This window comes from Streptomyces tagetis (assembly GCF_018069565.1).
In the GTDB taxonomy this organism is placed as follows: Bacteria; Actinomycetota; Actinomycetes; order Streptomycetales; family Streptomycetaceae; genus Streptomyces; species Streptomyces tagetis.
Genome location: NZ_JAGPNL010000008.1, coordinates 278,765 through 303,682 on the forward strand (window position 1 = coordinate 278,765; position 24,918 = coordinate 303,682).

Consider the following 24,918-nt stretch of genomic DNA (forward strand, 5'->3'; position numbering starts at 1 on the left):
CAGGCCCCCACAGTGGAACCCGTGGCCAGTAATGTCGGCGTTCATGGAGCACAGGCATCTCGGCCGCACCGGCCTGCGCGTGTCCCGCCTCGGGCTCGGCACCCTCACCTGGGGCCGGAGCACCGACGAGCACGCCGCCGCGGACCTCTTGAAGACGTTCTGGGAGGCGGGCGGGACCCTCGTCGACACCGCGGACGTGTACGGCGACGGGGAAGCCGAATACCTGCTCGGCCGGCTCATGGAGGGCCTGGTGCCGCGCCGGGACCTGGTGATCTCGACCAAGGCGGGCAGCGTCCCGGACCCGGAGCGGCGCTTCGACGGCTCGCGCGGCCACCTGCTCTCCGCGCTGGACGCCTCGCTCGCCCGCCTCGGCACCGACCATGTCGACGTGTGGCACCTGCACGCCTACGACCCCCACACCCCGCTGGAGGAGACACTGAGCGTCCTCGACCTGGCGGTGAGCACCGGCCGGGCCCGCTATGCCGGCGTCTCCAACTACTGCGGCTGGCAGCTCGCCAAGGCCGGCACCTGGCAGCTCGCCGCACCGGGCTCACGGAACCCGCTCGCCAGCACCCAGATGGAGTACTCGCTGCTCCAGCGCGGCATCGAGCGCGAGGTGCTGCCCGCCGCCCTGGACCTCGGCATCGGGCTGCTGCCCTCCTCGCCGCTGGGCCGCGGGGTGCTCACCGGCAAGTACCGCAAGGACGCGACCCCGGCCGACTCGCGGGGCGCCTCGGACCAACTGGCCCCGTTCGTCGCCCCGTACCTCGACCAGACGGCCGGTCACATCGTGGACGCGGTGGCGACGGCGGCCGACGGGCTCGCGGTGACGCCCTTGCAGGTGGCGCTGGCGTGGGTGCGCGACCGGCCCGGCGTGGTCGCGCCGGTCCTCGGCGCGCGCACGGCACAGCAGCTCACGGCGGCGTTGTCAGTGGAGACCCTTAGTCTTCCTGACGAGATCTGCCGGGCGCTCGACGATGTGTCGGCGCCGCTGCACCGCTATCCCGATCACGACTGGAGCACGCTGTGAGCACGGAGCCCGAACCCGGTCAGGACGCCATGGAGACCGGGGACATGGGGAACGCCGTGGAGGCGGGGGACGCCGGGGACGCCGGGGGCCCGGGGGGCACGGGGAACGCCGGGGGCACCGGGGGCACCGGGGGCACCGGGGGCACCGGTCAGGCTGCGGAGGCCGGGGAGTCCGCCCGCGGCGGGGCGGAGACACCGGGCGCCGGGGACGGGGAGGACGGCGCGGACGAGGCGGGGGCGGACGGGACGGCCGGGACGCCGGAGGAGGAGGCCGGTAAGCCGGCGAGCGACGGAGAACCGGAGGGGGACAAGGAGCCGGACCGGGACGGGGAGCCGGACCGGGAGGGGGAGCCCGAGCGGGACGGGGAGCCGGTGTCGGACGGCGCCGGTGCCGGGAAGTCCGAGGCCGAGGCGGAGCTGGCCGCGCAGCGGATCGAGCGGGAGCGCATCGAGCGGCGCAAGGCCGAGAAGCAGGCACCCGTCTCCAGCGGCACCAAGCTGAGCGGCACGGCCGCCGATCTGCTCGCCGCCGTACGGGCCGTGGAGAGCGGCGAGAAGCCACCGGCGACGGTCTTCGCCGACCCCGCGCCCGCCCCGCGCCGACCGGCCCCGGAGCCGGAGCGTCCGCCGCGCCCGATGCCGACGGGCCCGGCCGCCGAGCCCGCGGGCCCCGCGCCGGAGACCGTCCAGGCGGTGCGCGGCGTACTGGCCGAAGGCGGTGCGCCCGAGGCGCTGGCCCCGCGTGTCGCCGCGCTCCTCGGCGAGTCCGCGGACTCGTCGCTGCGCGCCGACCCCTGGCAGTTGCTCCGGGTCGCCGAGGTCCGGCCGCAGCAGGCCGACTCCTTCGCTCGGGCCCTGCTCGGTGCCGAGGCCGGGCCGGACGACGACCGCCGGGGGCGTGCGATCACCGTCTGGCTGCTGGAGCAGGCCGCGCTCGCCGGGCACACCGCCCTGGACCTGCCCCGGCTCATCGCCACGCTGGCCCAGCGCGGCGTCCCGGACCCCGACGCGGCCGTGCAAAGCGCCCTCGCGGAGGGCGAGGCGCTGGCCTTCCAGGACGCCCTGGAGGAGGAGCCCGGCGGGACGCGCGGAGCAGCCCGTACGTCAGGGGCGGTGGAGGAATCCGCGGCCGAGGGCGACGAGGAGGAGGCCGAGGAGCGGCCGGTCCGGGTGCTGATCGGCCTGGAGCGGTACGCGCTCGCGGAGGAGAGCCTCGCCGACGGACTGGCCCGGCTCGCCGCCTCGACCCCGCGCGACCACGGCGCGGGCGGGTCGGCGGACGCGGGAGGTGGCCCGGCGGACGGTGGGGACGGCTCGGCGGACGCGGGCGGGTCGGCCGACGCCGGGGGCGGTGCGGAGTGGGAGCGGTTCGCCGCTTCCGCCGAGGGGGCCGCCGCCGACCTGATCCGGGCCGTCGCGGGACACGCCCTGGTGGCGCACACCGGCGGGGAGGCCGCCCTCGCGGAACCGGCGGCCCTGCTGCGTGCCGCCCGCCGCCTGGGCCTGCGGGTCTGCGCCGCAGCGCCCGGTCCGCTGGGCCGGGACCGCTTCGCCGCCCTGGTGCACCGGCGGACCCCCGCAGCCCCCGACGCCCCTGCCGCCCCTGCCGCCCCTGCCGTCTCCGGCGCTCCGGCCCAGGAGGGCCCCGCCGTCGTGACGGTGGCCGGGCTGCTCGCCGGGACGGAGGGACCGGGGCGGGACGCGGAGGGCGCCCTCGCCCTCGACCTGCTCGTCGTGGTGGACGCCCCGCAACTGGACGTCGAGACCGGCGCGCTGCTGGTGGAGTCGCTGTCCGACGGGTCCCGGCTGGTGCTGGCCGGCGATCCGGGGGTGCTGGGGTCGGTGGGCCCCGGACGGGTCTTCGCCGATCTGCTCGCCGCCCGGATCTGCCCCCAGGTCGCCTCCCGCCGGCCCGATCCGGGCCCGCTCGGCGAGCTGGTCTCCGGTATCGGTGCCGGGGAGCTGGGCCGGCCGGAGGCCCCGGGCAAGGAGATCGTGATCGTGCCGGTGCGGGACGCGGGCGAGGCCGTGCACCGCACGGTGCAGATCGTCGCGGACTCGGTGCCGCGCGCCCTCGGCGTGGCCGCCGAGGAGACCCAGGTGATCACGCCGGGGCACGGGGGCGCCGCCGGCACCCGGGTGCTCAACGCCGCGCTGAAGGAACGGCTGAACCCGGGTCCCGGCCGGTTCGGCGGCTTCGACCCCGGTGACCGTATCGTCCACTCCCCCGCGCCGGGCCGCGCGGTGCCGGGCCGGGTGGTCAAGGGCGACGCCGCCGGGCTGCACCTGTCCTGCGCGGGCGAGACCGTGGTCGTACCGCAGGAGCGGGTGGAGCGGTCGGTGCGGCACGGCTGGGCGCTGACCGCGCATCAGGCGGTGGGCGGGCGGTGGCCCGCGGTGGTCGTGGTCCTGCCCGGCGACGCGGTGCAGACCCTCACCCGGCCCTGGGTGTACACCGCCTTCGGGCGGGCCGAGCGCCACCTCTCGGTGGTGCACGGCGTGGAGCAGGCGCTGCCCCGGGCGGTAGCGGAGGTGCCGGAGAAGCCGCGGACGACCCGGCTGCCGGTGCTCCTCGCGCCGCAGGCCCCGGAGAGCGGCTGAGAAACACCGGTGGCGGTCGCGGAGGGACCTCCTCCACGACCGCCACCGGTGCGCGGCCCAAGCGGCGCAAGCGGCCCAGGCGGCTCAGCGCCCCGCGTCGAGCCGCTCCGGCTCCCCGTCGCCGTCCCGCTCCACCTCTTCCGTGTCGGCGTCCTCGACGTCGTCGTCCACGGTGAGGCCCTCCGCGGCGTCGACGATGTCGTCCTCGTCATCGTCGGCTTCCTCGTAGTCGGCCCGCTCGTCGTCGTCCTCGTCGGCCACATCGTCCTCGTAACCGTCGAAGTCGTCGTCCTCGTCGTCGAAGACGGCGCTGACGTCGAAGCGGCAGACGACCCGCTGGGGGTCGACGTCCTCGAAGGGCGCCTCCAGCCACTCGCCGGGCTCGGCGGCTTCGTCGGCGGCCGTGACCCAGAGCGTCGAATCGCCCTCCTCCAGTCCGAACTCCTTGTGCCGGGAAGCGATCTCGTCGGCCTCGAACTCGCCGAAGAGGATGCCGAGCGCCCCGTGCACGGTCTCGGCGGCGGCCGGGTCGGCCGTCTCGTCGTCCGCCGCCTCGACCCAGCGGGCCTGGGCCATCAGCCGCTGCGGCTCCACGACGGCGTAGTCCCGGCGGATCAGCACGCTCAGCGCGTTCGGCTCCTCGGGCCCCGTGTAGGGGGGCAGGCTGTCGTCCCCGCCGGGGATCTCGAAGGGAGTGACCTCGTCGTAGCGGTCGTAGAGCAGTTCGTCGTACGCCTCTGCCGCCGCGGCCAGCAGGTTGAACGCCTCGAAAACGGCCGGGTCGTCCTCCCTCGACCGGCGCTCGACCGCGGCCAGGTGGCGGTCGAGCGCGGTCTTGACGGCCTCGGCGGCGGCGCGTACCTCGGCAGCGGTGGGCTGCGCAGCATCAGACATAGTGCAGACGCTATCCGTACCGGGCCCCAGCCCGCACAATAGATGCGATGCCGGAATACGAATTTGTCGATGTGTACCTACCGCGCGCGGTCTCCCGCAAGGAGGCCACACGCCTGCTGACGGACCACGCGGAGTACGGGCACTGGGAGCTGTACCGCCTGACTCTGCTGCGCGACGGGAGCCGCCGGGTGCGGCTGCGTCGGCGGATCATCCGCCAGGTGCGTGCCACCTGGTGAGACCGGAGCGAGCCCCGGCCATGGCCGGGAGACATCACGGAGCGGGTCCCGCGGTGGCGGGGCCCGCTCCGTGTGTGGTGGTGCGTGCGCGTCGGGTGGTGCGGGGGCGTGCGCGTCAGGCGGCGGTGCGCGCCTTGCGGTAGAGCACGGCGCCCGCGAGGAGCGCTCCGGCGCCGGCCGGCAGCACGAGGCCGAGCGGGAGTTCCCCGCCGGTCTCGGCGAGCTGCGCGGTCCGCGGGTGGCTGACGTCGGTCACCGGAGTGCCCGGGGTACGGGGCTCACCCGGGGTGCCGGGGGTACCGGGCTCACCCGGGGTGCCGGGGTTGCCCGGGGTGCCGGGGGTACCGGGGTTCCCCGGAGTACCGGGCTCTCCGGGCTCACCCGGGGTACCAGGCTCACCAGGCGTACCGGGCTCACCCGGGTTCCCCGGCTCACCAGGCTCCCCGGGTTCACCAGGATTACCCGGCTCCCCGGGCTCTCCGGGCTCACCGGGGGTACCGGGCTCCCCCGGCTCACCGGGCTTGCCCGGAGGCGTCCCGTGGTCGCCTCCGTTGGCGCAGCCGTTGCCCGCGGCCGGGTTGAGGACGCCGATGACGTTGACGCTGTTGCCGCATACGTTGACCGGCACGTCGACCGGCACCTGGACCTGGTTGCCGGAGGCGACGCCGGGCGAGCCGGTGGTGTGCCCCCCGGCCTGCGCACCCCCCTGACCGCCGCCGGCGCCGCCGCCCTGGTTGGCGCAGGCGTTGCCCATCGCCGGGTTGAGGAGGCCGATGACGCTGACCGTGTTGCCGCACAGGTTGACCGGGATGTGCACCGGCACCTGCACCGTGTTGCCGGACAGCACGCCGGGCGAACCCGAACCGGCCCCGTACGCCCCCGAATCCGCGTGGGCGACACCGCCCGCGGCGGCGATCACACCGGTGGCGGCCGCCATCGTCATCAGGCCCTTGCGGGTGACCTGTCGCATGTCGTGAATCCCTGCCTTGCCGTAGTCCCGTAGTCCCGTTGTCCCGAAAAACACTGGAGCGCTCAGTCCTCCACCCGCCGAGCGTTCGGCCCCGGAGCGCGTGGCGCGCGCTCCGGGGCCGAGCGGCTCGGTCCTCAGGGGACGAGGCGCAACGTCACTTGTTGATGCAGACGTTGCCGAAGGCCGGGTTCAGCAGGCCGATCACGGAGACCGTGTTGCCGCAGACGTTCACCGGGACGTGCACGGGCACCTGCACGACGTTGCCGGACAGGACGCCCGGGGAGTGCACGGCGGCACCCTGGGCACCCGAGTCGGCGGCGGCGAGGCCCGCGCCCGCGAGAACCAGCCCACCGGTGGCAGCCGCGACGGCGACGACCTTCTTGATCATTGTTCCTCCTAGTTGGCAACGTGCGATCCCACTTGCCGATCGCACTCCGTGTAACGAGGAGGGAGTAATGAGGCTACGAGCTTATGAGCACATTCACCCGTCCCGGTCGGTTACCGCACACCCGGACGAATACGGGCAGGCGTACGGGGGCGCGTTCAGGAGGCGTCGAGGAACCGGTCGAGCACCCGCACCCCGAACTTGAGCCCGTCCACCGGAACGCGCTCGTCCACCCCGTGGAACATGCCCGCGAAGTCCAGCTCGGGCGGCAGCTTCAGCGGCGCGAAGCCGAAGCAGCGGATGCCGAGGTCGTCGAAGGACTTGGCGTCAGTGCCGCCGGAGAGCATGTACGGCACCGCCCGCGCGATCGGGTCCTCGGCGCTGAGCGCGGTCTGCATGGCGTCGACGAGCCGGCCGTCGAAGTCGGTCTCCAGCGCCTTGTCGGCGTGCACGTCCTCGCGCCGGACCCGCGGGCCGAGGATGCGGTCGAGGTCGGCGAGGAACTCCTCCTCGTACCCGGGAAGGAAGCGCCCGTCGACGTGGGCGACGGCCTGGCCGGGGATGACGTTGACCTTGTAGCCGGCGCCGAGCATGGTGGGCGCGGCCGAGTTGCGCAGGGTGGTGCCGATCATGCGGGCGATGCCGCCCAGCTTGGCGAGGGTCTCCTCCATGTTCTCGGGGTCGAGTTCGGTGCCGAGCGCGTCGGACAGCTCGTCGAGGAAGGCCCGCACGGTCTTGGTGACGCGGACCGGCCACTGGTGCCGGCCGAGCCGGGCGACGGCCTCGCACAGTTCGGTGATGGCGTTGTCGTCGTTGGTCATCGAGCCGTGGCCGGCCGTGCCGTCGACGGTCAGCCGCATCCAGTGCATGCCCTTCTCGGCGGTCTCCACGAGGTACAGGCGCAGCTTCTCGTTGACCGTGAAGGAGAAGCCGCCGACCTCGCCGATCGCCTCGGTGACGCCCTCGAACAGCTCGGGGTGGTGCCGGACGAGGTGCTTGGCACCGTACGTGCCGCCCGCCTCCTCGTCCGCGAGGAAGGCCAGGACGATGTCGCGGGGCGGCTTGCGCCCGGTGCGCATCCGCTCGCGGACGACCGCGAGGGTCATCGCGTCCATGTCCTTCATGTCGACGGCGCCGCGCCCCCACACGCACCCGTCGGCGATCTCGCCGGAGAAGGGGTGGTGGGTCCAGTCGTCGGCGTTGGCCGGGACGACGTCGGTGTGGCCGTGGATGAGCAGCGCGGGCCGCGACGGGTCCTCGCCCTCGATGCGGGCCACGGTGGAGGCGCGGCCCGGGTGGGACTCGAAGATCTGCGGTTCGAGGCCCACCTCGGCAAGCTTCTCGGCGACGTACTCGGCCGCCTTGCGCTCGCCCGGCCCCGAGTGGTCGCCGTAGTTGCTGGTGTCGATCCGGATCAGCTCGCGGCAGAGGTCGACGACCTCGTCCTCGCCGGTGGCGCTGTCGGCCGTGCCCTTCTCGCTCACGTGCTTCCTCCCGCTGTCACTGCTGGTGGGTCCCCCCATCCTGCCCGTCCGGCCGGTGCCGCCCAAGCCCGGTCCCGGCCCCGTCGCGTCGCGTTCACGCCCTGCCGGGGGGTGATCGGGCACCCCCGAAAGCCTGGTAATGTTTACGTCGTCGCCGCGGGGATCACCCCGCACGGCACACCTGGTCCGGGTGGCGGAATGGCAGACGCGCTAGCTTGAGGTGCTAGTGCCCTTTATCGGGCGTGGGGGTTCAAGTCCCCCCTCGGACACCAGCTAAGACCCCACTTCACGTGGGGTTTTTTGCTTTTCCGGGTTGTGGCGTGACCAACCACGTGACCAACAGCCCAACGAAGGCGAGCGGTGCCGGACGTTTACTGAGACCTCTACGGCGTTCTCCCCGGCCTCCAGGTCGTTCGACACCAGGTCATGATCAACCCACCCGGTCCCTGGCCAGGCTCGTCAGAGCGAAGGGCGCTCGGCTACCTGATCAGGGCGGAGGCCGTCCACGGTCAGGTTGCCGGTCCACAGGTGGTCTCGGTTGGCATAGGCGGTTTCGAAGCTGACGCGCTTCCCACCAGGCTCCAGCTTCCAGCCCTGGTCATGGAACTGGGCGATACGGTCGCTGCCGCAGACGAACGCCCGGGTCGCCTGGATCAGAACCCACTGTGCGAGTTCGGTGTCCTTGGCTGCCGGCCTGCCACAGGAACGGGCCATCTGCCACAGCCGTGGCCACTCGACACCAGAGGTCAGGGGGCCGATCACGGCCACGTCCCCGATCCGTCGTTCGTCAAGATGGTGGGTGGTGTAACCGAAGACTGTGCCGAACATCGCGAACACCGTGACCCGACCTCGTCCGGTCAGGCCCTCGTCATCGCTGCTCATCTTTGGAACCCTTGGCTGTGGCGGTCCGGGCGCCTTAGCTACGCCCGGACCGCTTCCGTTCAGTGAGAGTGGATCAGCAGCCGTCGCCGTCACCGCAGCAAGCGGGCGGGTTGCAGTCCTTCGCCGCGCCCCACAGCCGGTCATCGACGTGGAACCCAGCGGCCCTGACGCGGTCCACCACGGAACCGATCAGCGGGCGGGTGCGGACGGTGGCCTTGGGCTCGTGTCCGAGGAAGAACCCGAACTGCTCCTCGCACCACGTGGCGTATGCCTGGGTGTGGAGCACGAACGAGTGCCATCCGGGGTCCACGGTGTCGGACGGGGTCATGTCGAACGCGCGGGTGTCACCCATGACCTTGAGGAAGGCAAGGGCCTGGTCCACGATCTGGCGGGCGGTGGACAGCTCGTGTCCGTACTCCTCCGCGCAGAACTCCGACACCTTCTCGAACAGCTCGGGACTGACGAGGTCCCGTCCGTGCCGTAAGGCAACGGGGTATTCCAGCATGGTCGTCATAGTGAGATTCCCTCTCTCAACGGTTGGAGGCCGGCTACGCGTCGGGCGGGGGCGGGAACTTCTCTCCGCCGCCCTCGGTCTTGTCGCGGGGGTCAGTCGTGCCTGCACCTCCTGATCTGCCTTACGGCCTGGTGAGGCCGTCTCCCGCCCTCGGCGGGCGGAAGCTTCCGTGGCCCTCACGGCCTCGGCAATCTGCTCCACCACGGCGGCGGGGAGCATCCCCAGGTCCACGTACGGGAGGCCGTTGTAGGTGGCCGTGGGCCGTAGGCCACTCCATGCCGCTTCGGGGATGCCGAGGGCGGCCAAGGCGGCCCGTATGGACTCGGCGGCATCAGTGGCTCATGTCCGGCCGTCTCTCCAGGTCTGCATGTCCATCAGCGGCCGGTTCCGTGCATCCGCAGCAGGATGTTGCAGTCAGAGATCGTGCTGCTGTCCCGCTTCATCGCAGCCGCCTTCCGGAGCTGGACCAGCCGCGCGCACTCGGGGCAACCAGCCATCGGCCGGGGCGAGGGGCGTTCCTTCGGTGTAGGCAGCATCACCGTTGGTTCGTGCCACCGATTCGGTTCCGGCTTCATCAAGCCGCGCCCTCCCGATCGCTTCCGAGGTCATTGGCATGACCCTAGAAAGCGGGGAACTGAGCGGGCCACGATCTTGCACGACCTTGCACACAAACTACCCGAGGGACGTGATCGCATCCGAGATCAGAGCTCGGGCGGGTGCACCGTAGACAGCGAGCTTGGACAGCTCGGAGAATGCCTTGGCGTACGCGGCAACCTCGCTGGGCGCGGTGACGTTCACTGCGGCCGTGAGTAGCTCCACGCTCGCTTGGCGGCCGTCGAAGAGATAGAAGGCTTCCAAGGGCCAGACACGTCGCTGGGCCGTGAAAGGGATCACCCCAAGGCTCACGTTCGGAAGCGCCATGACAGCCAACAGGTAGCCGAGCTGTCCAGCCATGGCGGCAGCGTCGCCGATGCGATAACGAAGCACCGTTTCTTCCAACAACAGAGCGAAGCGGTGGTTGCCCTCATGGAGCACGCGAGAGCGCTCGATTCGGGATACTGCCGCCGTCTGCGAGTCGTCAGGGGTGCCTTGAAAGGCGGCAATGGTCGATAGCAGAGCTGCCGCATACGCCTCGGTCTGGAGCATGCCCGGCACCACATTCGAGCAGTACACGCGGAAGTGGCGGGTCCGCTCGTACAGAGGGACAACCTCCTCCTGCGCCCGGCGCATGCCGTGCCGGTGCAGCTTTTGCCAGTGGACATACATCTGGTCGGCTTGGCGATTCGCCGCGATCAGATCGTCGGTCTGGTCCTCCGCTCCACACGCTGCGCACCAGGCGCGGATATCGGCGGCCGATGCAGGGGTCTTGGCCCGCTCAATGCGGGACGACTTCGCGGGACTCCAGCCGCACCGAAGAGCCAACTCATGCCCGGTCAGCTCCGCGTCTTTGCGTAGGCCCCCGAGACGGGCGGCTATGGCTTCACGGGCGGCCTGGGCGCTGGACGAGGGGGACGCAGACATGAGTGGGCCCTTAGTACTCCGTCAGGTCAGACCGTGAACTTCTCGTGCGGGATGCCGCGCTCCCAGACTGCTTCGAACGCAGCCGAGGCCAGCCGTGCCACAGCGGGCTCGGAACGAACCTCCCAGCCAGGCTCGGACCAATTCCCATCCCCGGAGAAGTGGTTGAAGAGCACGATCTCTCCGTCGAACACCCAGCAGTCGTTTCCGGGAAGCGCAATGTCCGAAGCCTGCCGCCTGGGAAGCCAACGAACCTGCTCCCCGGCGCGAAGATTGACCACGGTACCGGCGTGCTCGTACCGGATGTAATCCGTCACCGGTTCCGATACGATGCGAGCACGGCGAACGGTCACTCCTCGAGACACGGTGTTGCAAATCAAATCAACCCAGGGCATCCAGTAGGTGGACGCCGGGTCAATGTCGCGTCGGCCCGTACGCTTCCAGGTCTCGAAGTCCTCGGCCTCATCACCGACGCCGTACGAGTCGCGCAGCTCCAGGTGCACGGCCGAGTGCTTGGCTGCGGCCAGCAGCTCGTTAAAGCCCGGCTCGTTCTGCGACATCGCACGACTCCCTGAGCATCGGCACCATACGGGCCGGAATCCGAATCACGGCTTCGTGCGGCGGGATACCCGGAGCGTGCCCGGGAACCTCGAATGCTGCGCACTCTGCCTCAAGCTTCTCGTCCGGCTTCCAGCCCTGAAGCACCAGCTCCCCCTTCTCCTCGTCCACCCATACGGTGGGGGAACCCTGCTGCCCGGTGTCTGGATCAATCCCGATGAACCGTAGTGCCATGGCTGCCTCCGGCGTCGAGTGGCTTACGCCAACTTGCACGAGCTTCGTCCTGAGGGCCTGGCAATGTCAAGGTTGATGAGCGCGTGCACGGCCGGTGCAGAGCGATTCTCAGCCAGCCTGGAGGCCCTGCTATTGAGCCGGAACTGATGGGTTGTCTGCTTGTTGATCGGGGGTGATCGAGGGTGGGGACATGCGGCGTCTGCCGCGTGCTGCGCAGGGGGATCTGCGGTTGCGGGTGGTGAGCGCGTTGAAGTCGGGGCGGGTTCGGACGTACGGCCAGGCGGCGGGGATGTTCGGGGTCTCCGAGCGGCCGGTGGGCACGTGGTGGCGGGCCAGTCGCACTGGCGGGAGGCAGGCACTGTTCACGTCGGTGCGTGAACACAGGGCGGGCAAGGGTGAGTTGATTGGCGAGTCCGCCCGTGGAGCGGTGCTTCTGGCGATGCTGGATCACACCCCGGCCGGTCTCGGGCAGAGCGGGGTGATGTGGAGCCGCGCCTCGGTGCGGACCCTCATCCGGTTGGTGTGCGGGGTGTCGGTGACCGAGCGGGGCGTGGGCAAGTGGCTGCGCCGGCACGGCTTCACCCCGCAGCGGCCCGCCCGCCGCTCCTGCCGGTAGAAAGACGGCGAGGTCAGCCGGTGGCTGGAGGAGGAGTATCCGGTGATCCGGGCCCGGGCGAGCGGGGAGAAGGCCGAGCTGGTCCGGGCCGATCAGTGCGGTCTGCGCTCGGACAGCGTCCCGCCGGGACGCTCGTGGGCCCCGGCGGGGCAGACCCCGCTGGTGCGGGTGAACGGCCGCCGCTTCAGGGTCGACATCATGTCTGGCGTCGCCTCCCGCGGGTCGCTGTGGTTCACCGTCTTCCCCGGCAGGTTCACCGCGAAGGTGTTCTGTGCGTTCCTCGACCGCCTCGCCCGGCGTGCCGGCCGCAAGGTCCACGTGATCGCCGACCGGCACCCGGTCCACCACAGCAAGGCCGTCCGGGACTGGCTCGCCGAAAACGCCGAGCGCGTCGAACTGCACTGATGCCCGGCTACAGTCCCGAACTGAATCCCGACGAGCTGTTGAACGCCGATCTGAAGCACCACGTCCACGCGGCCCGCGCCACCTCAGCCGACGGTCCCGCCCACGAGACCCGCCGCATCCTGCACCGACGCCAGAAGCAACCCCACGTCATCTGCGGCCACTTCGCCGCCCGTCACGTCCCCTACACGATCCAGTAGGAAACCCATCGGTCTCGGCTCAATATGTGAAGGAGCGGACCGGGATGACCACGTGACCAACACATGACCAACAGCGGTCCGAAACAGGCACTACGTATGGCCAGGCCTGCCCGTCAGCAGGGCTTTCGGTGCACCGCCCGCGGGGCGATGCACCGGCCGGGCAGAATGGGGGCATGATCTCGCGTTCCTGTCCGTGTGGGCTGCCCGTGCCGTATGGGGCGTGTTGTGGCCGGTTCCACTCGGGGGGCGGGGCCGCGCCGACCGCCGAGGCGCTGATGCGTTCGCGGTACTGCGCCTTCGTCCGCCAGGACGCCGCCTACCTGCTGAGGACCTGGCACCCGCGGACCCGGCCCGCGCACCTCGACCTGGACCCGGCAACGCGGTGGACCGGCCTGGAGATCCTGGGGACGACGGGCGGTTCCGCGTTCCACGCGACGGGGACGGTGGAGTTCCGGGCGTCGTACCGCGGGGGCTCGCTGCACGAGGAGAGCCGCTTCGAGCGTTCCGGCGGCGCGTGGGTCTACGTGGACGGCGACTTCCCCGGCTGAGCGCCCCCCGTGGTCCGTCCCGCTACGGGGCGAGGACGTCCAGCTCCCGCAGGGCGCCCACGGTGATCTCCCGGGTGAGGCGCTCGGCCTCGGCCGCGTCGCGCGCGCGGACCGCCTCCGCCACCTGCACGTGGAGGGTGACGGCGGCGGGGTCGGGGTCGTCGAACATCACGTCGTGCTCGGTGCGCCCGGTCAGCACCTCGGCCACGACGTCGCCGAGCCGGGCGAACATCTCGTTGCCGGAGGCGGTGAGGATCACGCGGTGGAAGGCGACGTCGTGCAGGAGGTAGCCCTCCAGCCGCCTGCCGCGTGAGTGGGCGACCATGCCGAGCGCGCACTCGGTCAGCTCGGCGCACTGCTCCGCGGTCGCGCGGGTCGCGGCCAGCCCCGCGGCGACCGGTTCGACGGCGGAGCGCAGCACGGTCAGGGAGCGCAGTTGGCGCGGGCGGTCGGCGCCGGCCAGGCGCCAGCGGATGACCTGCGGATCGTAGACGTTCCACTCGCACTCGGGCAGGACCGTGACGCCCACGCGGCGGCGGGAGGCCACCAGTCGCATCGACTCCAGCACGCGGACCGCCTCGCGCATCACGGAGCGGGAGACCTCGAAGTCCTGGGCCAGTTCGTCGGTGCGCAGGACGCTGCCCGGCGCGTACTCCCCCGCGGTGATGGCCGGGCCGAGGGTGTCCAGTACGCGGCCGTGCAGCCCTCGGCCCTGTGTGCTCATGGACTCAGCGTACGAGGAACGTCACGGAAACAAAAAGTCAGACTTATTCGTCACACAGTCTTGAATTCGTCGTACCTATGGGCTTCAGTTGCGTGGACATCAGGTGTCGACGGAGACAGCAGACAGCGAGAGCACGATGGAACAACTGCGCACCCCCCACGTCGTCGTGGTCATGGGAGTGGCGGGCACCGGGAAGACCACGATCGGTCCCCTGCTCGCGGACCGGCTCGGCGTCCCCTACGCCGAGGGCGACGACTTCCACCCGCCGGCCAACATCGCCAAGATGACGGCCGGCACCCCGCTCACCGACGCGGACCGGCTGCCCTGGCTGGACGCGATCGGCGACTGGGCGCACGGCCGGGCCGGGCTCGGCGGGGTGGTGAGCAGCTCGGCGCTGAAGCGGGCGTACCGCGACCGGTTGCGCGCCGCGGCTCCGGGCGTGGTCTTCGTGCACCTGACGGGCAGCCGCGAGCTGATCGAGGAGCGGATGTCGCACCGGCAGGGGCACTTCATGCCGACCGCCCTGCTCGACTCGCAGTTCGCCACGCTCCAGCCGCTCCAGCCGGACGAGACCGGGGTCGCGGTCGACGTCACCGGCACCCCCGAGGAGATCGCCGACCGGGCCCTCACCGCCCTGCGGGCCCTGCCCGAAGCGGCCCGCTAGCCCCGGCTCCCCCCTCTTCCCCCCTCTCCTCCCCCTCCCTCCTTTCCCCTCTCCATCACCACAAGGGAATCCACCGTGACCAGACTCAGTGTCGAGATGCTGGCAGCGGACAGCGCCGAGCCGATCGCCTCGGCGGGCCATGCCCAGCTCGGCATCGCCGTCCTGTCGGGCATCGCCGTCATCGTCCTGCTCATCACCAAGTACAAGCTGCACGCCTTCCTGGCGCTGACCATCGGGTCGCTGGCGCTCGGCGCGTTCGCCGGTGCGCCGCTGGACAAGGTCATCACCAGCTTCACCGCCGGACTCGGTTCGACCGTCGCGGGCGTCGGCGTGCTGATCGCGCTGGGCGCGATCCTCGGCAAGATGCTCGCGGACTCCGGCGGCGCCGACCAGATCGTCGACACGATCCTGGCGCGGGCGAGCGGGCGGGCGATGCCGTGGGCGATGGTGCTGATCGCCTCCGTGATCGGTCTGCCGCTCTTCTTCGAGGTCGGCATCGTGCTGCTGATCCCGGTGGTGCTGATGGTGGCCAAGCGCGGCAACTACTCGCTGATGCGCATCGGCATCCCGGCGCTGGCCGGCCTCTCCGTGATGCACGGGCTGGTCCCGCCGCACCCCGGCCCGCTGGTGGCGATCGACGCGGTGCAGGCCAACCTCGGTGTGACGCTGGCCCTCGGTGTGCTGATCGCGATCCCGACGGTGATCATCGCCGGTCCGCTCTTCGCCAAGGTGGCGGCCCGCTGGGTGGACGTCCCGGCTCCCGACCGGATGATCCCGCAGCGTGCCTCCGAGGAGCTGGAGCGGCGTCCCGGCTTCGGCGCGACCCTGTTCACGGTGCTGCTGCCGGTCGTACTGATGCTCGCCAAGGCGCTGGTCGACATCGTCGTGGACGACCCCGCCCATCTGGTGCAGCGGGTCTTCGACGTGGCCGGCTCGCCGATGATCGCCCTGCTGGCCGCCGTGCTCGTCGGCATCTTCACGCTGATGCGGCCGGCCGGTTTCAGCAAGGAGCGCGTCTCCCGGATCGTCGAGAACGGTTTCGCGCCCATCGCGGGCATCCTGCTCATCGTCGGCGCGGGCGGCGGCTTCAAGCAGACGCTGATCGACTCCGGCGTGGGCGAGATGATCCTGGACATCTCCAAGGACTGGTCGATCCCGGCGCTGCTGCTGGCCTGGCTGATCGCGGTGGCGATCCGGCTGGCGACCGGTTCGGCGACGGTGGCGACGGTCTCGGCGGCCGGTCTGGTCGCCCCGCTGGCGGCGGACATGTCGAGCACCCACGCGGCCCTGCTGGTGCTGGCGATCGGCGCGGGTTCCCTCTTCTTCAGCCATGTCAACGACGCCGGTTTCTGGCTGGTCAAGGAGTACTTCGGGCTGGACGTCGGCCAGACGATCAAGACCTGGTCCGTCATGGAGACGATCATCTCGGTGGTCGCCGGCGGTCTGGTGCTGCTGCTGTCCCTGCTCATATAGCTGCTGTCCCTGCCCGTATACAGGGGAGCGGACAGGCGTGCGGGGCGGTGGCCATGCGGTCACCGCCCCGCCGTCGTTCACGAGGAGGCGGCCTTGTCGAGCTGGAACGCCTCGTTGCCCTGGCCGATGCGGGCGTGCCGCTCGGGGGCTCGGGCGCGCAGGATCAGCCCCTGGACGAGGCCGCCGACGACGGCCAGGCCGATGATGCCGGGCAGCAGCCGGCTGAGCGGCGAGTCCGGTCCGCTGCCGACGAGGACGTCGAAGTCCCTCACCGTGAACCCGGCGATGACCAGCAGGGCGACTCCGGCCACGGCGGAGGTGACGAGGCGGACTCCCTGGGCGCCGGCGGCGCCGCGGCGGACGAAGAAGGCCACCACGGAGAAGGAGGCCGCCGCCATCAGCACGATCACGCCGAGGGCGCCGATGTTGCCGCCCCAGGTGAACAGGTGCAGGACGGGCTGGGTGGGGTCCCCGACCGGCCTGTCGTCGGCGACGGCGAAGCCGGTGACCACGAGCGCGGAGACGGCGGTCTGCAACAGCGAGCCGGTGCCGGGGGCGCCGCTGGTGCCGCTGGTCCGGCCGAAGGCGGCGGGCAGCAGGCCCTCACGGCCCATGGCGAAGGCGTAGCGGGCGACGACGTTGTGGAAGCTGAGCAGGGCGGCGAACATGCCGGTGACGAAGAGGATGTGGAGCGCGTCGGTGAAGGTCGCGCCGAGCCGGGACTCGGTGAGGTGGAAGAGCAGCCCGGCGCTGTGTTCCCGCGCGGCACCGACGACGTGGTCGGGACCGGTGGCGACGGTCAGGGCCCAACTGCTCAGCGCGAAGAAGACGGCGACGCCGCCGACGGCGAGGAACATCACGCGGGGCACGAGGACGTGCGGGCGGCTGGTCTCCTCGGCGTAGACGGGGGCCTGTTCGAAGCCGAGGAAGGCGGCGATGCAGAAGCACAGCGCGGTGCCGACGCCCGCGCCGCTCAGCGTCTCGGGGTTGAAGGCGTGCAGGGACAGGCCCTGGGGCCCGGGGTCGGCGACCGCGGCGATGTCGAAGACGACGACGAGCACGACCTCGATGAGGAGCAGTACGCCGAGCACCCGGGCGTTGACGTCGATCTTCAGCCAGCCCAGCGCGCCGACGGCGAGGACGGCGGCCAGCGCCGGTATCCACCAGGCGACCTCCACGCCCGCGTAGGTGGCGAGGAGACCGGAGACCTCGAAGCCGAAGATGCCGTAGATGCCGACCTGGAGGGCGTTGTAGGCGACCAGGGCGACGAGCGCGGCGCTCGCCCCGGCGGTGCCGCCGAGTCCCCGGGAGATGTACGCGTAGAAGGCGCCCGCGTTGTGCACGTGCCGGCTCATCTCGGCGTAGCCGAGGCTGAACAGGATGAGGACGACGCCCAGCACGACGAAGAGCAGGGGCTGTCCCACGATGCCCATCACCGCGAAGGTCGTGGGCATCACGCCGGCGACCACCATGAGGGGGGCGGTCGCGGCGAGGACGGAGAGCAGCAGGCCCCCCGTGCCGAGGCGGTCGGCGCGCAGCGCGCGCTCCTGCCCCTTGAAGGTGCTGATGCCGCCGTCGGCCGCGGATCTGGTCGTGGATCTGCTCGTGCTCGAACTGCCGGTGGTCATCGGGACCGTCCTTCGGTCGGGTCGGGAGTCAGGTCGTGCCGAGCGCGCCGGCCCGCGCGGCGCGGAAGGCGGTGTGCGGGTCACGGTCCGGGTAGGACCACGGGGCGGGCGTGGCGTAGTCGCCGATGCGGTGGAAGAGCGCGGCGGCCTCGGCGCCCCGGCCCTCGCAGCACTTGGCGTGGGCGAGGAAGTTGAGGTCGACGAGGCGCCGCGGGTGGCCGTCGTGCTCCCACTCCAGCCACCAGTCGAAGGCGGCCTTCATCACCAGCCGGGCGCGGCGGCCGGCCCAGTGGCCGGAGGCGCCCGGGTCGGGGGGTTCGTGTCCGGCGGCGGCGAGGACACGGTAGCGCTCGGCGTGGGCGATGACGGGCAGAATGGCCAGCGGGGAGTCCGCGGGGGCCTGCTCGGCGGCCCAGGAGGCGAAGTCGTAGACCTCGTGGAGCGGGTCGGGTCCGGCGTCGCCGCGCCGTTCGGCGAGCCGGGCGACCATCAGGTGGTGGGCGTGGTGGTGGTCGGCGTACCGGCCGCGGACCTCGTCGAAGACGCGGACCACCTCGTCCTCCGGGCCGAGTTCGCGTTCGAGCAGCATGAGGCCGAGCCAGGGGGTCGGGTCGGCGGGGCAGGAGGCGGCGGCCGTACGGCATGCCTCCCGGCACCGGTCGGGTGGCTCCTTGCCGCGCAGGGCGCGGTGGACCAGGGCGAGGGCGAGCAGCAGCGAGGCGTCGCCGGAGTCGGGTTCGGCGAGCAGCCATTCGCGGGCCCAGGCGGCGCAGGAGGGCTCCTTGGCGAGGACGGTCGCCCGGTGCGCGCGGCGGTCCCAGTCGTCACCCGTACGGACCAGCAGGGAGCGGGCGGACTGCCATCGCCCCTGGGCCAGTGCCGCGCGGGTGGCGACGAGTTCGGCGTCGTCGAGGGCCTCGTCGAGGGTGTGGGCCGCGCGTCTGCGGACTCGGACGAGGGGAGGCGGGGGTGGGGACACCGCGGGGAACTTCCTCACGTGACGCGGTAGGTCGTCGTAGCCGGTTGCCATGGACTGATCACGCAAAGCCAAGCGGTAGCCACGGCTCGTCGTCAAGGCCGGACAGACCGTTACACGCGTCAACTCCCTTAATTCCAGAGGCACTTGCCAGAGTCAGCTACCAGAACACCACCCGGATGCGGGACTCGACCGGCGCCTTGGACCCCCCGGCGCTAGAGTCGCCCCCTGCACACTCCGTGACCCGGCCTGACGAGCGAGGTACGCAGCGTGACGCTTCTGGTACTGGTCCTCGCCGTGAGCGCAGCGTGCTGCCTCGGGCTCGGTTTCGTGCTCCAGCAGAACGCCGCCCAGCGCGCGCCGCTGGGCGACTTCCTCTCCCCGCGGCTGCTGCTGGACCTGATCCGGGTGCCGCGCTGGCTGGGCGGGATCGCGCTCATGGTGGCGGGCATGGTGCTCGGCGCCCTCGCGCTGGGCGCGGGCGGGGTCACCCTGGTGGAACCGCTGCTCGCCACGAACCTGCTCTTCGCCCTCGCCCTCTCCCGCCTCCAGACCCGGCAGCCGCTGGGCGGCCAGGGCTGGTCGGGGCTGGCGCTGCTGGCCGGCGGGGTCACGGCGTTCATCGTCGCGGGCCGGCCGCGGGGCGGGAGCGCGGTGACCGACCCGGTGCGCCACTGGCTGGTCGTGGGCGGGGTGCTCGGCCTCGCCCTGCTGCTCACGGCGTGCGCCCGGCGGGCCCGGCTCACCTGGGGCCCGGCCCTGCTGGCCCTCGCCGCCGGACTGCTCTACGGGGTGCAGGACGCGCTCACCCGGGTCAGCGGCCGGCGCTTCTCGGCGGAGGGCCTGGCCGGCCTGCTCACCGCCTGGCAGCCGTACGGTGTCGTCGTCCTCGGCGTCACGGGGCTGGTGCTGGTGCAGAGCGCCTTCGAGACGGCGCCGCTGCGCAGGTCCCTGCCCGCGCTGACCGCCGCCCAGCCGCTGGCGGGCATCGCCTGCGGGGTCGGCTTCCTCGGCGACCGGCTGCGCACCGGCACCGGCGCGCTGGCGTGGGAGGCGAGCGGACTGGCGGCGGTGGTGACGGGCATCGTCCTGCTGGGGCTGCACCCGGCCCTGCCCCAGGGAACGGCCGCGCCGTCGGCGGACACGGGCCGCGCTGCTTGGATGGACACATGAGCGCTGACGAGATCCTGGACATCGTCGACGAGGACGACCGGGTGGTGGGCCGGGCCCGCCGGGGCGACGCGTACGCCCGGGGACTGCGCCACCGCGCCGTCTTCGTCCGGGCCCGCGACCCCGAGGGCCGCCTCTTCGTCCACCGCCGCACCCCGGTGAAGCTGGTGTACCCCTCCTTCTACGACATGTTCGTCGGCGGGGTGGTCGGCGCGGGCGAGTCGTACGACGAGGCGGCCCTGCGCGAGGCCCGCGAGGAACTGGGCGTCCCCGGCCTCCCCCGGCCACGGCACCTCTTCACGTTCCTCTACGACAACGGCGCGGGCCACACCTGGTGGTCGGCGGTCTACGACGTCCTCTGCGCGCACCCGGTCCACCCGCAGCCCGAGGAGGTCGCCTGGCACACCTTCCTCACCGAGGAGGAGCTGGAGGCCCGCTTGGCGGACTGGCCCTGGGTCCCGGACGGCCTGGAGGCGTACCGGCGCCTGCGCGCGGCTGCCTGAACGGGGCCCGGCGGGTCGCGTACGGCGGGGAGGCCGCTGCCCGAGGCGAGGCGAGCGCGGGCGGGGGCGGGGGCCGCCCGGCCCGAACGGGCGTCACCCGCACCCCTGTGGATAGGGTCGCCCGCGTGATCCCCTTCGTACGGAACGCCCGCCTGTGGTTCGCCCCCGAGGAGATCCGGCAGGAGGGTCCGACCCCCGACTACCGCTTCTCGCTGGCCAACGAGCGCACGTTCCTGGCCTGGCTGCGCACCGCCCTGGCCCTGATCGGCGGCGGTTTCGCGGTGGACCAGTTCCTGCCGGACCTGCGCTGGGGCTGGCGGGTGGGACTGGCCCTGGCCCTGCTCACGGCCGGTGTGCTCTGCTCGCTGCGCGCGGTGAACCACTGGGTGCGCTGCGAACGGGCGATGCGCCGGGGCGAGGACCTGCCCGCGTCCCGCTTCCCGGCGGTGCTCAGCCTGGTCGTGGCCGTCGTCGCCGTGGCCATGGTGCTCATGGTCCTCGTCGGGTGGGAGCGGTGAACGCGGACGCCGCCGCCCCTCGGCGCGACCCCGGGCTCCAGCCGCAGCGCACCCGCCTGGCGTGGCGGCGTACGACGCTGTCGGGCACCGTCGTCACGGTGCTGGCGGCGCGGAGCGCGCTCCAGAGCGGCCCGTCCCCGGCGGCGGTCGCGGCCGGTGCGCTGTGCGCGGTGCTCTGGCTGGCCTTCCTGCGCCTGGCCCACCTGCGCATCCGCGCGCTGGACGCGTCGTACCGCCCGGGGGCGCTCACCCCGCCGTGGGCCGCGGTGGCGGCCCTGTGCACGGTCGCCCTGGCGGTCTGCGGGGCGGCCATCGTCCTCTGAGGCGGCTGCGGGGTCAGGGTTACGGCGACGACCCTCCGGCCCCTGGTTGCCTCCGACGGCCGGCGTGGCCCCGCCCTCCGGGGGAAACCGGACCTGGCCCTGCCCCCGAAGAACCGCACGTGGCTCCACCCCTCGGGGGTACCCGGACGCCACGCGGGCGGAAATGCCCGCATATGCACCGCAGGAAGGGCGTCACCTGACACCCTGTGCGATGCCGTTCACGGCACTCACGCCACACCCCTCACCTCTCCCCCACCCTTCCCGGAGGCTGAGCACCATGACCACCGCCCACCAGGAACACACCGCCCACCCCCACACCCACGGCCCGGAGTGCGGCCACGCCGAGGTCCCGCACGGCGACCACGTCGACTACGCGCACGACGGCCACCTGCACCGCGCGCACGGCGGCCACTGGGACGAGTGCGAGCCCGCCGGCCACACGGCGCACGAGGGCCACCAGCACCAGCACGGCGAGGGCTGCGGGCACACGGGCGTGCGCCACGGCGACCACGTGGACTACCTGCACGACGGCCACCGGCACGCCGCCCACGACGGCCACTGGGACGACCACTGACCGCACCGGAACCCCCGTCCCGGCCGGCGTCAGGGCCCGGACCCGCCCCCTGAGCACCCCCTCCCCGACCCCTCCCCGACGCGACGACACGCCGAAGGCCCCCCGCACCGACCGTGCGGAAGGCACCCGGCGTGTCGTCGCGTCGATCACGTTCCGCCCGCCCCCTGGACTCCATACCGACCGGTCGGCATCATGAGTCGTGTCCTGGTCATCTGCCTGGAGGAACGACGATGAGCCCCGACCACCCACCCGGCCTCGACCTGGGCCGGCTGCGCGATCTGCTCGACCGCGAGCGGCCCGGACTGGCCGGCGGCCCGCTCACGGGCCGGCTGATCGAGGGCGGCCGGTCGAACCTCACGTACCTGGTGGGCGACGGCACCGCCCGCTGGGTCGTCCGCCGCCCGCCGCTCGGGCACGTCCTCGCCACCGCGCACGACATGGCGCGCGAGCACCGGGTGATCAGCGCCCTGCACCCGACCGAGGTGCCGGTGCCACGCACGCTGCTCCTCTGCGAGGACGAGGAGGTCCTCGGGGCGCCGTTCTACGTGATGGAGTTCGTCGAGGGCACCCCGTACCGCACGGCGGACCAGCTCGCCCCGCTCGGCGCCGAGCGCACCCGCGACACGGTCCTGAACCTGGTCGACACCCTCGTCGCACTCCACGAGGTGGACCCCGGGGCAGTGGGGCTCGGCGACTTCGGCCGGCCCGAGGGCTTCCTCGAACGCCAGTTGCGCCGCTGGGCCAAGCAGCTCGACGCCTCGCGCGGGCGCGACCTCCCCGGCATCGACGAGCTGCACGGCGCGCTGGGCCGGACGCTGCCGCCCTCCCCCGCCCCGGCCGTGGTGCACGGCGACTTCCGCCTGGACAACGTCCTGATCGGCGCGGACGGCGAGGTCAGGGCGGTCCTGGACTGGGAGATGTCCACCCTGGGCGATCCCCTGACCGACCTCGGCCTGCTGGCGATGTACAGCACGCCGCTCGGCATGCCCGGCTCGCCCGTCGCCACCACGGCCGAGGCACCCGGCCACCCCTCCCCGGCCGAGCTGGCCGAGCGGTACGCGCGACGCTCGGGCCGGGACGTGGGCGCCGTCTCCTGGTACACGGCGTTCGCCTGGTTAAAGCTCGCCGTGATCCTGGAGGGCATCCACTACCGCTACACCCTGGGCCGCACGGTGGGCGGCGGCTTCGACCGCATCGGCGAACTGGTGCCGGTCTTCATCGAGCACGGACTGACCACGTTGCAGGAAGGCTGACCCGTCATGGACTTCGCGTACGACGCGCGCACCGAGGACCTGCGTGCCCGGCTGCTCGCCTTCATGGACGAGCACGTGTACCCGGCCGAGCCGGTCGCCCAGGAGCAGCGCGCCCGCCTGGCGTCGCCGTGGGACACCCCGCGGATCGTGGAGGAGCTGAAGGCCGAGGCCCGCCGCCAGGGCCTGTGGAACCTCTTCCTGCCCGACGCCCACTACGGCGCCGGGCTCACCAACCTCCAGTACGCGCCGCTCGCCGAGATCACCGGCCGCAGCCCGCACCTGGCGCCGACGGCGACCAACTGCGCCGCGCCGGACACCGGGAACATGGAGGTGCTGGCACAGTTCGCGGACGGGCCGCAGCGGGAACGGTGGCTGGAACCGCTGCTGGCCGGCGAGATCCGTTCGGCGTTCGCCATGACCGAGCCGGAGGTGGCCTCCTCGGACGCCACCAACATCACCACGCGTATCGAGCGCGACGGCGACGAGTACGTCGTCACGGGCCGCAAGTGGTACATCTCCGGGGCGATGAACCCGGACTGCCGGGTCCTCATCGTGATGGGCAAGACGGACCCGGAGGGCGCGGACGTCCGCCGCCGGCAGTCGATGGTGCTGGTCCCACGCGACACGCCCGGCGTCACGGTGACGCGCGCCATGCGGGTGTTCGGGTACGAGGACCACGACCACGGGGGACACGCCGAGGTGGTCTTCGACCACGCACGCGTGCCGGTCACGAACCTGATCGGCGAGGAGGGAGGCGGTTTCGCCATCGCGCAGGCCCGCCTCGGCCCCGGCCGCATCCACCACTGCATGCGGCTGATCGGCATGGCGGAGCGGGCGATCGAGCTGATGTGCCGGCGGGCGGTCTCCCGCGAGGCGTTCGGCGGGCCGCTGGCCCGGCAGGGCGTGGTCCACAACTGGATCGCGGACGCGCGGGTCACCGTGGAGCAACTGCGGCTGCTGGTGCTGAAGACGGCCTGGCTGATGGACACGGTCGGCAACCGGGGCGCGCACACCGAGATCCAGGCCATCAAGATCGCCACGCCGCGCGCGGTGGTCGGCATCGTCGACCGGGCCATCCAGTTGCACGGCGCGGGCGGGGTGAGCCAGGACTTCCCGCTGGCGGAGCTGTACGCCGCCGCCCGGACGCTGATGATCGCGGACGGACCGGACGAGGTGCACCAGCGCTCGCTGGCCCGCCGGGAGATCAAGCGGTACGTCTGACGGCCCGGCGCCGGGCCTGCCCCGGCCGGATCACGGCCGCAGGGCCCGCAGCAGCAGGTCGGCCAGGTGGTCGGCGACCTCCTGCGGGCCGAGCGGACCGTCGGGCCGGTACCAGGTGGAGAGGTGGTGGACCGAGCCGAAGTGGTAGTCGACGACGAGGTCGGCCGGGACCTCGTCGGTGAAGACGCCGGCGCGCCGGCCCTCCTCGATGAGCGCGCGGAAGCGTTCGTGGTAGCGCCGGCGCTCGGCACGCACCTGCCGGTACTTCTCCGGACTCAGGTGGTGCATGGAGCGGAAGAAGATCGAGGCGTCGTCGAGGTTCTCGATGGTGGTGACGACGACGTCGGCCGCCGCGTCCCGCACCCGCTTCTCGACCGGCGCGTCGGCGTCCGCGAAGGCGTCCAGGCGTTCCTGCTGGAGGCGCAGCACGCGCGCGTACACCTCGTGCAGGAGGTCGTCCTTGGAGCCGAAGTAGTGGTAGAGCGCTCCCTTGGTGACGCCGGCCGCCTCGACGATCTCCTGTACCGAGGTGCGGTCGTAGCCCTGCTCCGCGAAGAGCCGGGTGGCGGCGGCCAGCAGCCGCCGGGGCACCGGAGTGCCGTCCCCGTCCGTGGTCCTGGGCACTGCCGTCACCTGCCTTTCCGTGTCACTGTCCGTCGTCACTGTCCGTCGTGGTGCCTGGGGAACGCGGTTCCCGGAGGAGGATCTTCCCATTCTCCTCCGCCGGCGGGTCGGGCAGGACCGCCCGCCGGGCGCTCACCGCGCGGTGGCCGCGCGGGCTCCGGGCGGTCGCAGCGCGGTCGCCGGGCGGGCGGGGCCG

General features: G+C 72.3%; 29 protein-coding genes and 1 tRNA gene. 17 read left to right on the forward strand and 13 right to left on the reverse strand.

The features are described 5' to 3' along the window. The first annotated feature begins 43 nt into the window (after nucleotides 1–43). The gene (locus tag J5Y05_RS25615) at nucleotides 44–1,030 is read left to right on the forward strand and encodes an aldo/keto reductase (RefSeq protein WP_210875434.1); all 987 of its coding nucleotides are present in this window, start codon (nucleotides 44–46) and stop codon (nucleotides 1,028–1,030) included. Then, nucleotides 1,027–3,630 (forward strand): helix-hairpin-helix domain-containing protein, encoded by a 2,604-nt coding sequence (locus J5Y05_RS25620; protein WP_372450524.1) that lies wholly within the window; start codon nucleotides 1,027–1,029, stop codon nucleotides 3,628–3,630. Before J5Y05_RS25615 ends, J5Y05_RS25620 begins: the two co-directional genes overlap by 4 nt. An 84-nt stretch (nucleotides 3,631–3,714) precedes the next feature. On the opposite strand, the gene J5Y05_RS25625 is transcribed toward J5Y05_RS25620, so the two are convergent. Further along, nucleotides 3,715–4,524, reverse strand: a complete 810-nt coding sequence (locus J5Y05_RS25625; RefSeq protein ID WP_210875435.1) for a hypothetical protein — start codon at nucleotides 4,522–4,524, stop codon at nucleotides 3,715–3,717. A gap of 47 nt (nucleotides 4,525–4,571) precedes the next feature. On the opposite strand from J5Y05_RS25625, the gene J5Y05_RS25630 reads away from it, so the two are divergent. Beyond that, on the forward strand, nucleotides 4,572–4,760 hold the full coding sequence (locus J5Y05_RS25630) for a DUF5703 family protein (protein ID WP_210875436.1): 189 nt from the start codon (nucleotides 4,572–4,574) through the stop codon (nucleotides 4,758–4,760). 115 nt (nucleotides 4,761–4,875) lie between these two features. Here J5Y05_RS25630 and J5Y05_RS25635 read toward each other — a convergent pair whose 3' ends face one another. The 3 genes from J5Y05_RS25635 to J5Y05_RS25645 all read right to left on the reverse strand — a co-directional run bounded on the left by J5Y05_RS25635 (nucleotide 4,876) and on the right by J5Y05_RS25645 (nucleotide 7,638). Then, a complete protein-coding gene (locus tag J5Y05_RS25635; RefSeq protein ID WP_210875437.1) occupies nucleotides 4,876–5,730 on the reverse strand; it encodes a chaplin family protein in 855 nt (284 codons plus the stop codon). Between the two features lie 154 nt (nucleotides 5,731–5,884). After that, entirely contained in the window at nucleotides 5,885–6,118 is a 234-nt protein-coding gene (chpH, locus tag J5Y05_RS25640; protein ID WP_030418050.1) for a chaplin ChpH, read from the reverse strand. A gap of 155 nt (nucleotides 6,119–6,273) precedes the next feature. Further along, on the reverse strand, nucleotides 6,274–7,638 hold the full coding sequence (locus tag J5Y05_RS25645; protein ID WP_247615284.1) for a M20/M25/M40 family metallo-hydrolase: 1,365 nt from the start codon (nucleotides 7,636–7,638) through the stop codon (nucleotides 6,274–6,276). 145 nt (nucleotides 7,639–7,783) lie between these two features. Between J5Y05_RS25645 and J5Y05_RS25650 the strand changes: the two genes are divergently transcribed. Then, nucleotides 7,784–7,871 (forward strand) — tRNA-Leu (locus J5Y05_RS25650). A gap of 187 nt (nucleotides 7,872–8,058) precedes the next feature. Here the strand turns inward: J5Y05_RS25650 and J5Y05_RS25655 are convergent. From J5Y05_RS25655 to J5Y05_RS32025, 5 genes are all read right to left on the reverse strand, one after another. Then, entirely contained in the window at nucleotides 8,059–8,481 is a 423-nt protein-coding gene (locus J5Y05_RS25655; RefSeq protein WP_210875439.1) for a hypothetical protein, read from the reverse strand. Between the two features lie 73 nt (nucleotides 8,482–8,554). Then, nucleotides 8,555–8,995, reverse strand: coding sequence for a UCP032817 domain-containing protein (locus J5Y05_RS25660; protein ID WP_247615285.1), 441 nt, complete (start codon nucleotides 8,993–8,995; stop codon nucleotides 8,555–8,557). A 672-nt stretch (nucleotides 8,996–9,667) separates the two neighbouring features. Further along, nucleotides 9,668–10,516, reverse strand: coding sequence for a helix-turn-helix domain-containing protein (locus J5Y05_RS25665; RefSeq protein ID WP_210875440.1), 849 nt, complete (start codon nucleotides 10,514–10,516; stop codon nucleotides 9,668–9,670). A gap of 26 nt (nucleotides 10,517–10,542) precedes the next feature. Beyond that, entirely contained in the window at nucleotides 10,543–11,073 is a 531-nt protein-coding gene (locus tag J5Y05_RS25670) for a DUF6879 family protein (protein ID WP_210875441.1), read from the reverse strand. Then, the gene (locus tag J5Y05_RS32025; RefSeq protein WP_247615286.1) at nucleotides 11,048–11,305 is read right to left on the reverse strand and encodes a hypothetical protein; all 258 of its coding nucleotides are present in this window, start codon (nucleotides 11,303–11,305) and stop codon (nucleotides 11,048–11,050) included. The genes J5Y05_RS25670 and J5Y05_RS32025 overlap by 26 nt, the downstream gene beginning before the upstream one ends. 190 nt (nucleotides 11,306–11,495) lie before the next feature. Between J5Y05_RS32025 and J5Y05_RS32770 the strand changes: the two genes are divergently transcribed. The 4 genes from J5Y05_RS32770 to J5Y05_RS25690 all read left to right on the forward strand — a co-directional run bounded on the left by J5Y05_RS32770 (nucleotide 11,496) and on the right by J5Y05_RS25690 (nucleotide 13,071). Next, on the forward strand, nucleotides 11,496–11,921 hold the full coding sequence (locus J5Y05_RS32770) for a winged helix-turn-helix domain-containing protein (protein ID WP_210875442.1): 426 nt from the start codon (nucleotides 11,496–11,498) through the stop codon (nucleotides 11,919–11,921). Nucleotides 11,922–11,963: 42 nt separating this feature from the next. Further along, the gene (locus J5Y05_RS25680; RefSeq protein WP_210875443.1) at nucleotides 11,964–12,326 is read left to right on the forward strand and encodes a transposase; all 363 of its coding nucleotides are present in this window, start codon (nucleotides 11,964–11,966) and stop codon (nucleotides 12,324–12,326) included. Next, the gene (locus tag J5Y05_RS25685; protein ID WP_210875444.1) at nucleotides 12,326–12,523 is read left to right on the forward strand and encodes a hypothetical protein; all 198 of its coding nucleotides are present in this window, start codon (nucleotides 12,326–12,328) and stop codon (nucleotides 12,521–12,523) included. Before J5Y05_RS25680 ends, J5Y05_RS25685 begins: the two co-directional genes overlap by 1 nt. Before the next feature lie 173 nt (nucleotides 12,524–12,696). Beyond that, on the forward strand, nucleotides 12,697–13,071 hold the full coding sequence (locus tag J5Y05_RS25690) for a YchJ family protein (RefSeq protein ID WP_210875445.1): 375 nt from the start codon (nucleotides 12,697–12,699) through the stop codon (nucleotides 13,069–13,071). Between the two features lie 22 nt (nucleotides 13,072–13,093). Here the strand turns inward: J5Y05_RS25690 and J5Y05_RS25695 are convergent, their stop codons facing one another. Continuing rightward, complete coding sequence (locus tag J5Y05_RS25695; protein WP_210875446.1) at nucleotides 13,094–13,795, reverse strand: FadR/GntR family transcriptional regulator; 702 nt, start codon at nucleotides 13,793–13,795, stop codon at nucleotides 13,094–13,096. A gap of 136 nt (nucleotides 13,796–13,931) precedes the next feature. On the opposite strand from J5Y05_RS25695, the gene J5Y05_RS25700 reads away from it, so the two are divergent. Both J5Y05_RS25700 and J5Y05_RS25705 read left to right on the forward strand, forming a co-directional pair. Next, nucleotides 13,932–14,459 (forward strand): gluconokinase, encoded by a 528-nt coding sequence (locus tag J5Y05_RS25700; RefSeq protein WP_210875546.1) that lies wholly within the window; start codon nucleotides 13,932–13,934, stop codon nucleotides 14,457–14,459. A 75-nt stretch (nucleotides 14,460–14,534) separates the two neighbouring features. Next, nucleotides 14,535–15,932, forward strand: a complete 1,398-nt coding sequence (locus J5Y05_RS25705; protein ID WP_210875447.1) for a GntT/GntP/DsdX family permease — start codon at nucleotides 14,535–14,537, stop codon at nucleotides 15,930–15,932. Nucleotides 15,933–16,009: 77 nt separating this feature from the next. On the opposite strand, the gene J5Y05_RS25710 is transcribed toward J5Y05_RS25705, so the two are convergent. Both J5Y05_RS25710 and J5Y05_RS25715 read right to left on the reverse strand, forming a co-directional pair. Continuing rightward, nucleotides 16,010–17,560 carry an APC family permease gene (locus J5Y05_RS25710; protein ID WP_210875448.1) on the reverse strand — a complete coding sequence of 517 codons (1,551 nt, stop codon included), beginning with the start codon at nucleotides 17,558–17,560 and terminating at the stop codon, nucleotides 16,010–16,012. 28 nt (nucleotides 17,561–17,588) lie between these two features. Beyond that, entirely contained in the window at nucleotides 17,589–18,539 is a 951-nt protein-coding gene (locus J5Y05_RS25715) for a hypothetical protein (protein WP_210875449.1), read from the reverse strand. A gap of 267 nt (nucleotides 18,540–18,806) precedes the next feature. Here J5Y05_RS25715 and J5Y05_RS25720 point away from each other — a divergent pair, with 267 nt between their 5' ends. From J5Y05_RS25720 to J5Y05_RS25750, 7 genes are all read left to right on the forward strand, one after another. Further along, nucleotides 18,807–19,709, forward strand: coding sequence for a DMT family transporter (locus J5Y05_RS25720; RefSeq protein ID WP_210875450.1), 903 nt, complete (start codon nucleotides 18,807–18,809; stop codon nucleotides 19,707–19,709). Next, nucleotides 19,706–20,209, forward strand: coding sequence for an NUDIX hydrolase (locus tag J5Y05_RS25725; RefSeq protein ID WP_210875451.1), 504 nt, complete (start codon nucleotides 19,706–19,708; stop codon nucleotides 20,207–20,209). The genes J5Y05_RS25720 and J5Y05_RS25725 overlap by 4 nt, the downstream gene beginning before the upstream one ends. A 125-nt stretch (nucleotides 20,210–20,334) precedes the next feature. Further along, nucleotides 20,335–20,727, forward strand: a complete 393-nt coding sequence (locus tag J5Y05_RS25730; protein ID WP_210875452.1) for a YidH family protein — start codon at nucleotides 20,335–20,337, stop codon at nucleotides 20,725–20,727. Beyond that, entirely contained in the window at nucleotides 20,724–21,050 is a 327-nt protein-coding gene (locus J5Y05_RS25735) for a DUF202 domain-containing protein (protein ID WP_210875453.1), read from the forward strand. Before J5Y05_RS25730 ends, J5Y05_RS25735 begins: the two co-directional genes overlap by 4 nt. A 277-nt stretch (nucleotides 21,051–21,327) precedes the next feature. Then, a complete protein-coding gene (locus J5Y05_RS25740; protein ID WP_210875454.1) occupies nucleotides 21,328–21,624 on the forward strand; it encodes a hypothetical protein in 297 nt (98 codons plus the stop codon). A 230-nt stretch (nucleotides 21,625–21,854) separates the two neighbouring features. Continuing rightward, complete coding sequence (locus tag J5Y05_RS25745; RefSeq protein WP_210875455.1) at nucleotides 21,855–22,877, forward strand: phosphotransferase family protein; 1,023 nt, start codon at nucleotides 21,855–21,857, stop codon at nucleotides 22,875–22,877. A 6-nt stretch (nucleotides 22,878–22,883) separates the two neighbouring features. Continuing rightward, complete coding sequence (locus tag J5Y05_RS25750) at nucleotides 22,884–24,098, forward strand: acyl-CoA dehydrogenase family protein (RefSeq protein WP_210875456.1); 1,215 nt, start codon at nucleotides 22,884–22,886, stop codon at nucleotides 24,096–24,098. A gap of 30 nt (nucleotides 24,099–24,128) precedes the next feature. On the opposite strand, the gene J5Y05_RS25755 is transcribed toward J5Y05_RS25750, so the two are convergent. Next, nucleotides 24,129–24,722, reverse strand: coding sequence for a TetR/AcrR family transcriptional regulator (locus J5Y05_RS25755; protein WP_210875457.1), 594 nt, complete (start codon nucleotides 24,720–24,722; stop codon nucleotides 24,129–24,131). Nucleotides 24,723–24,918: the final 196 nt, after the last annotated feature.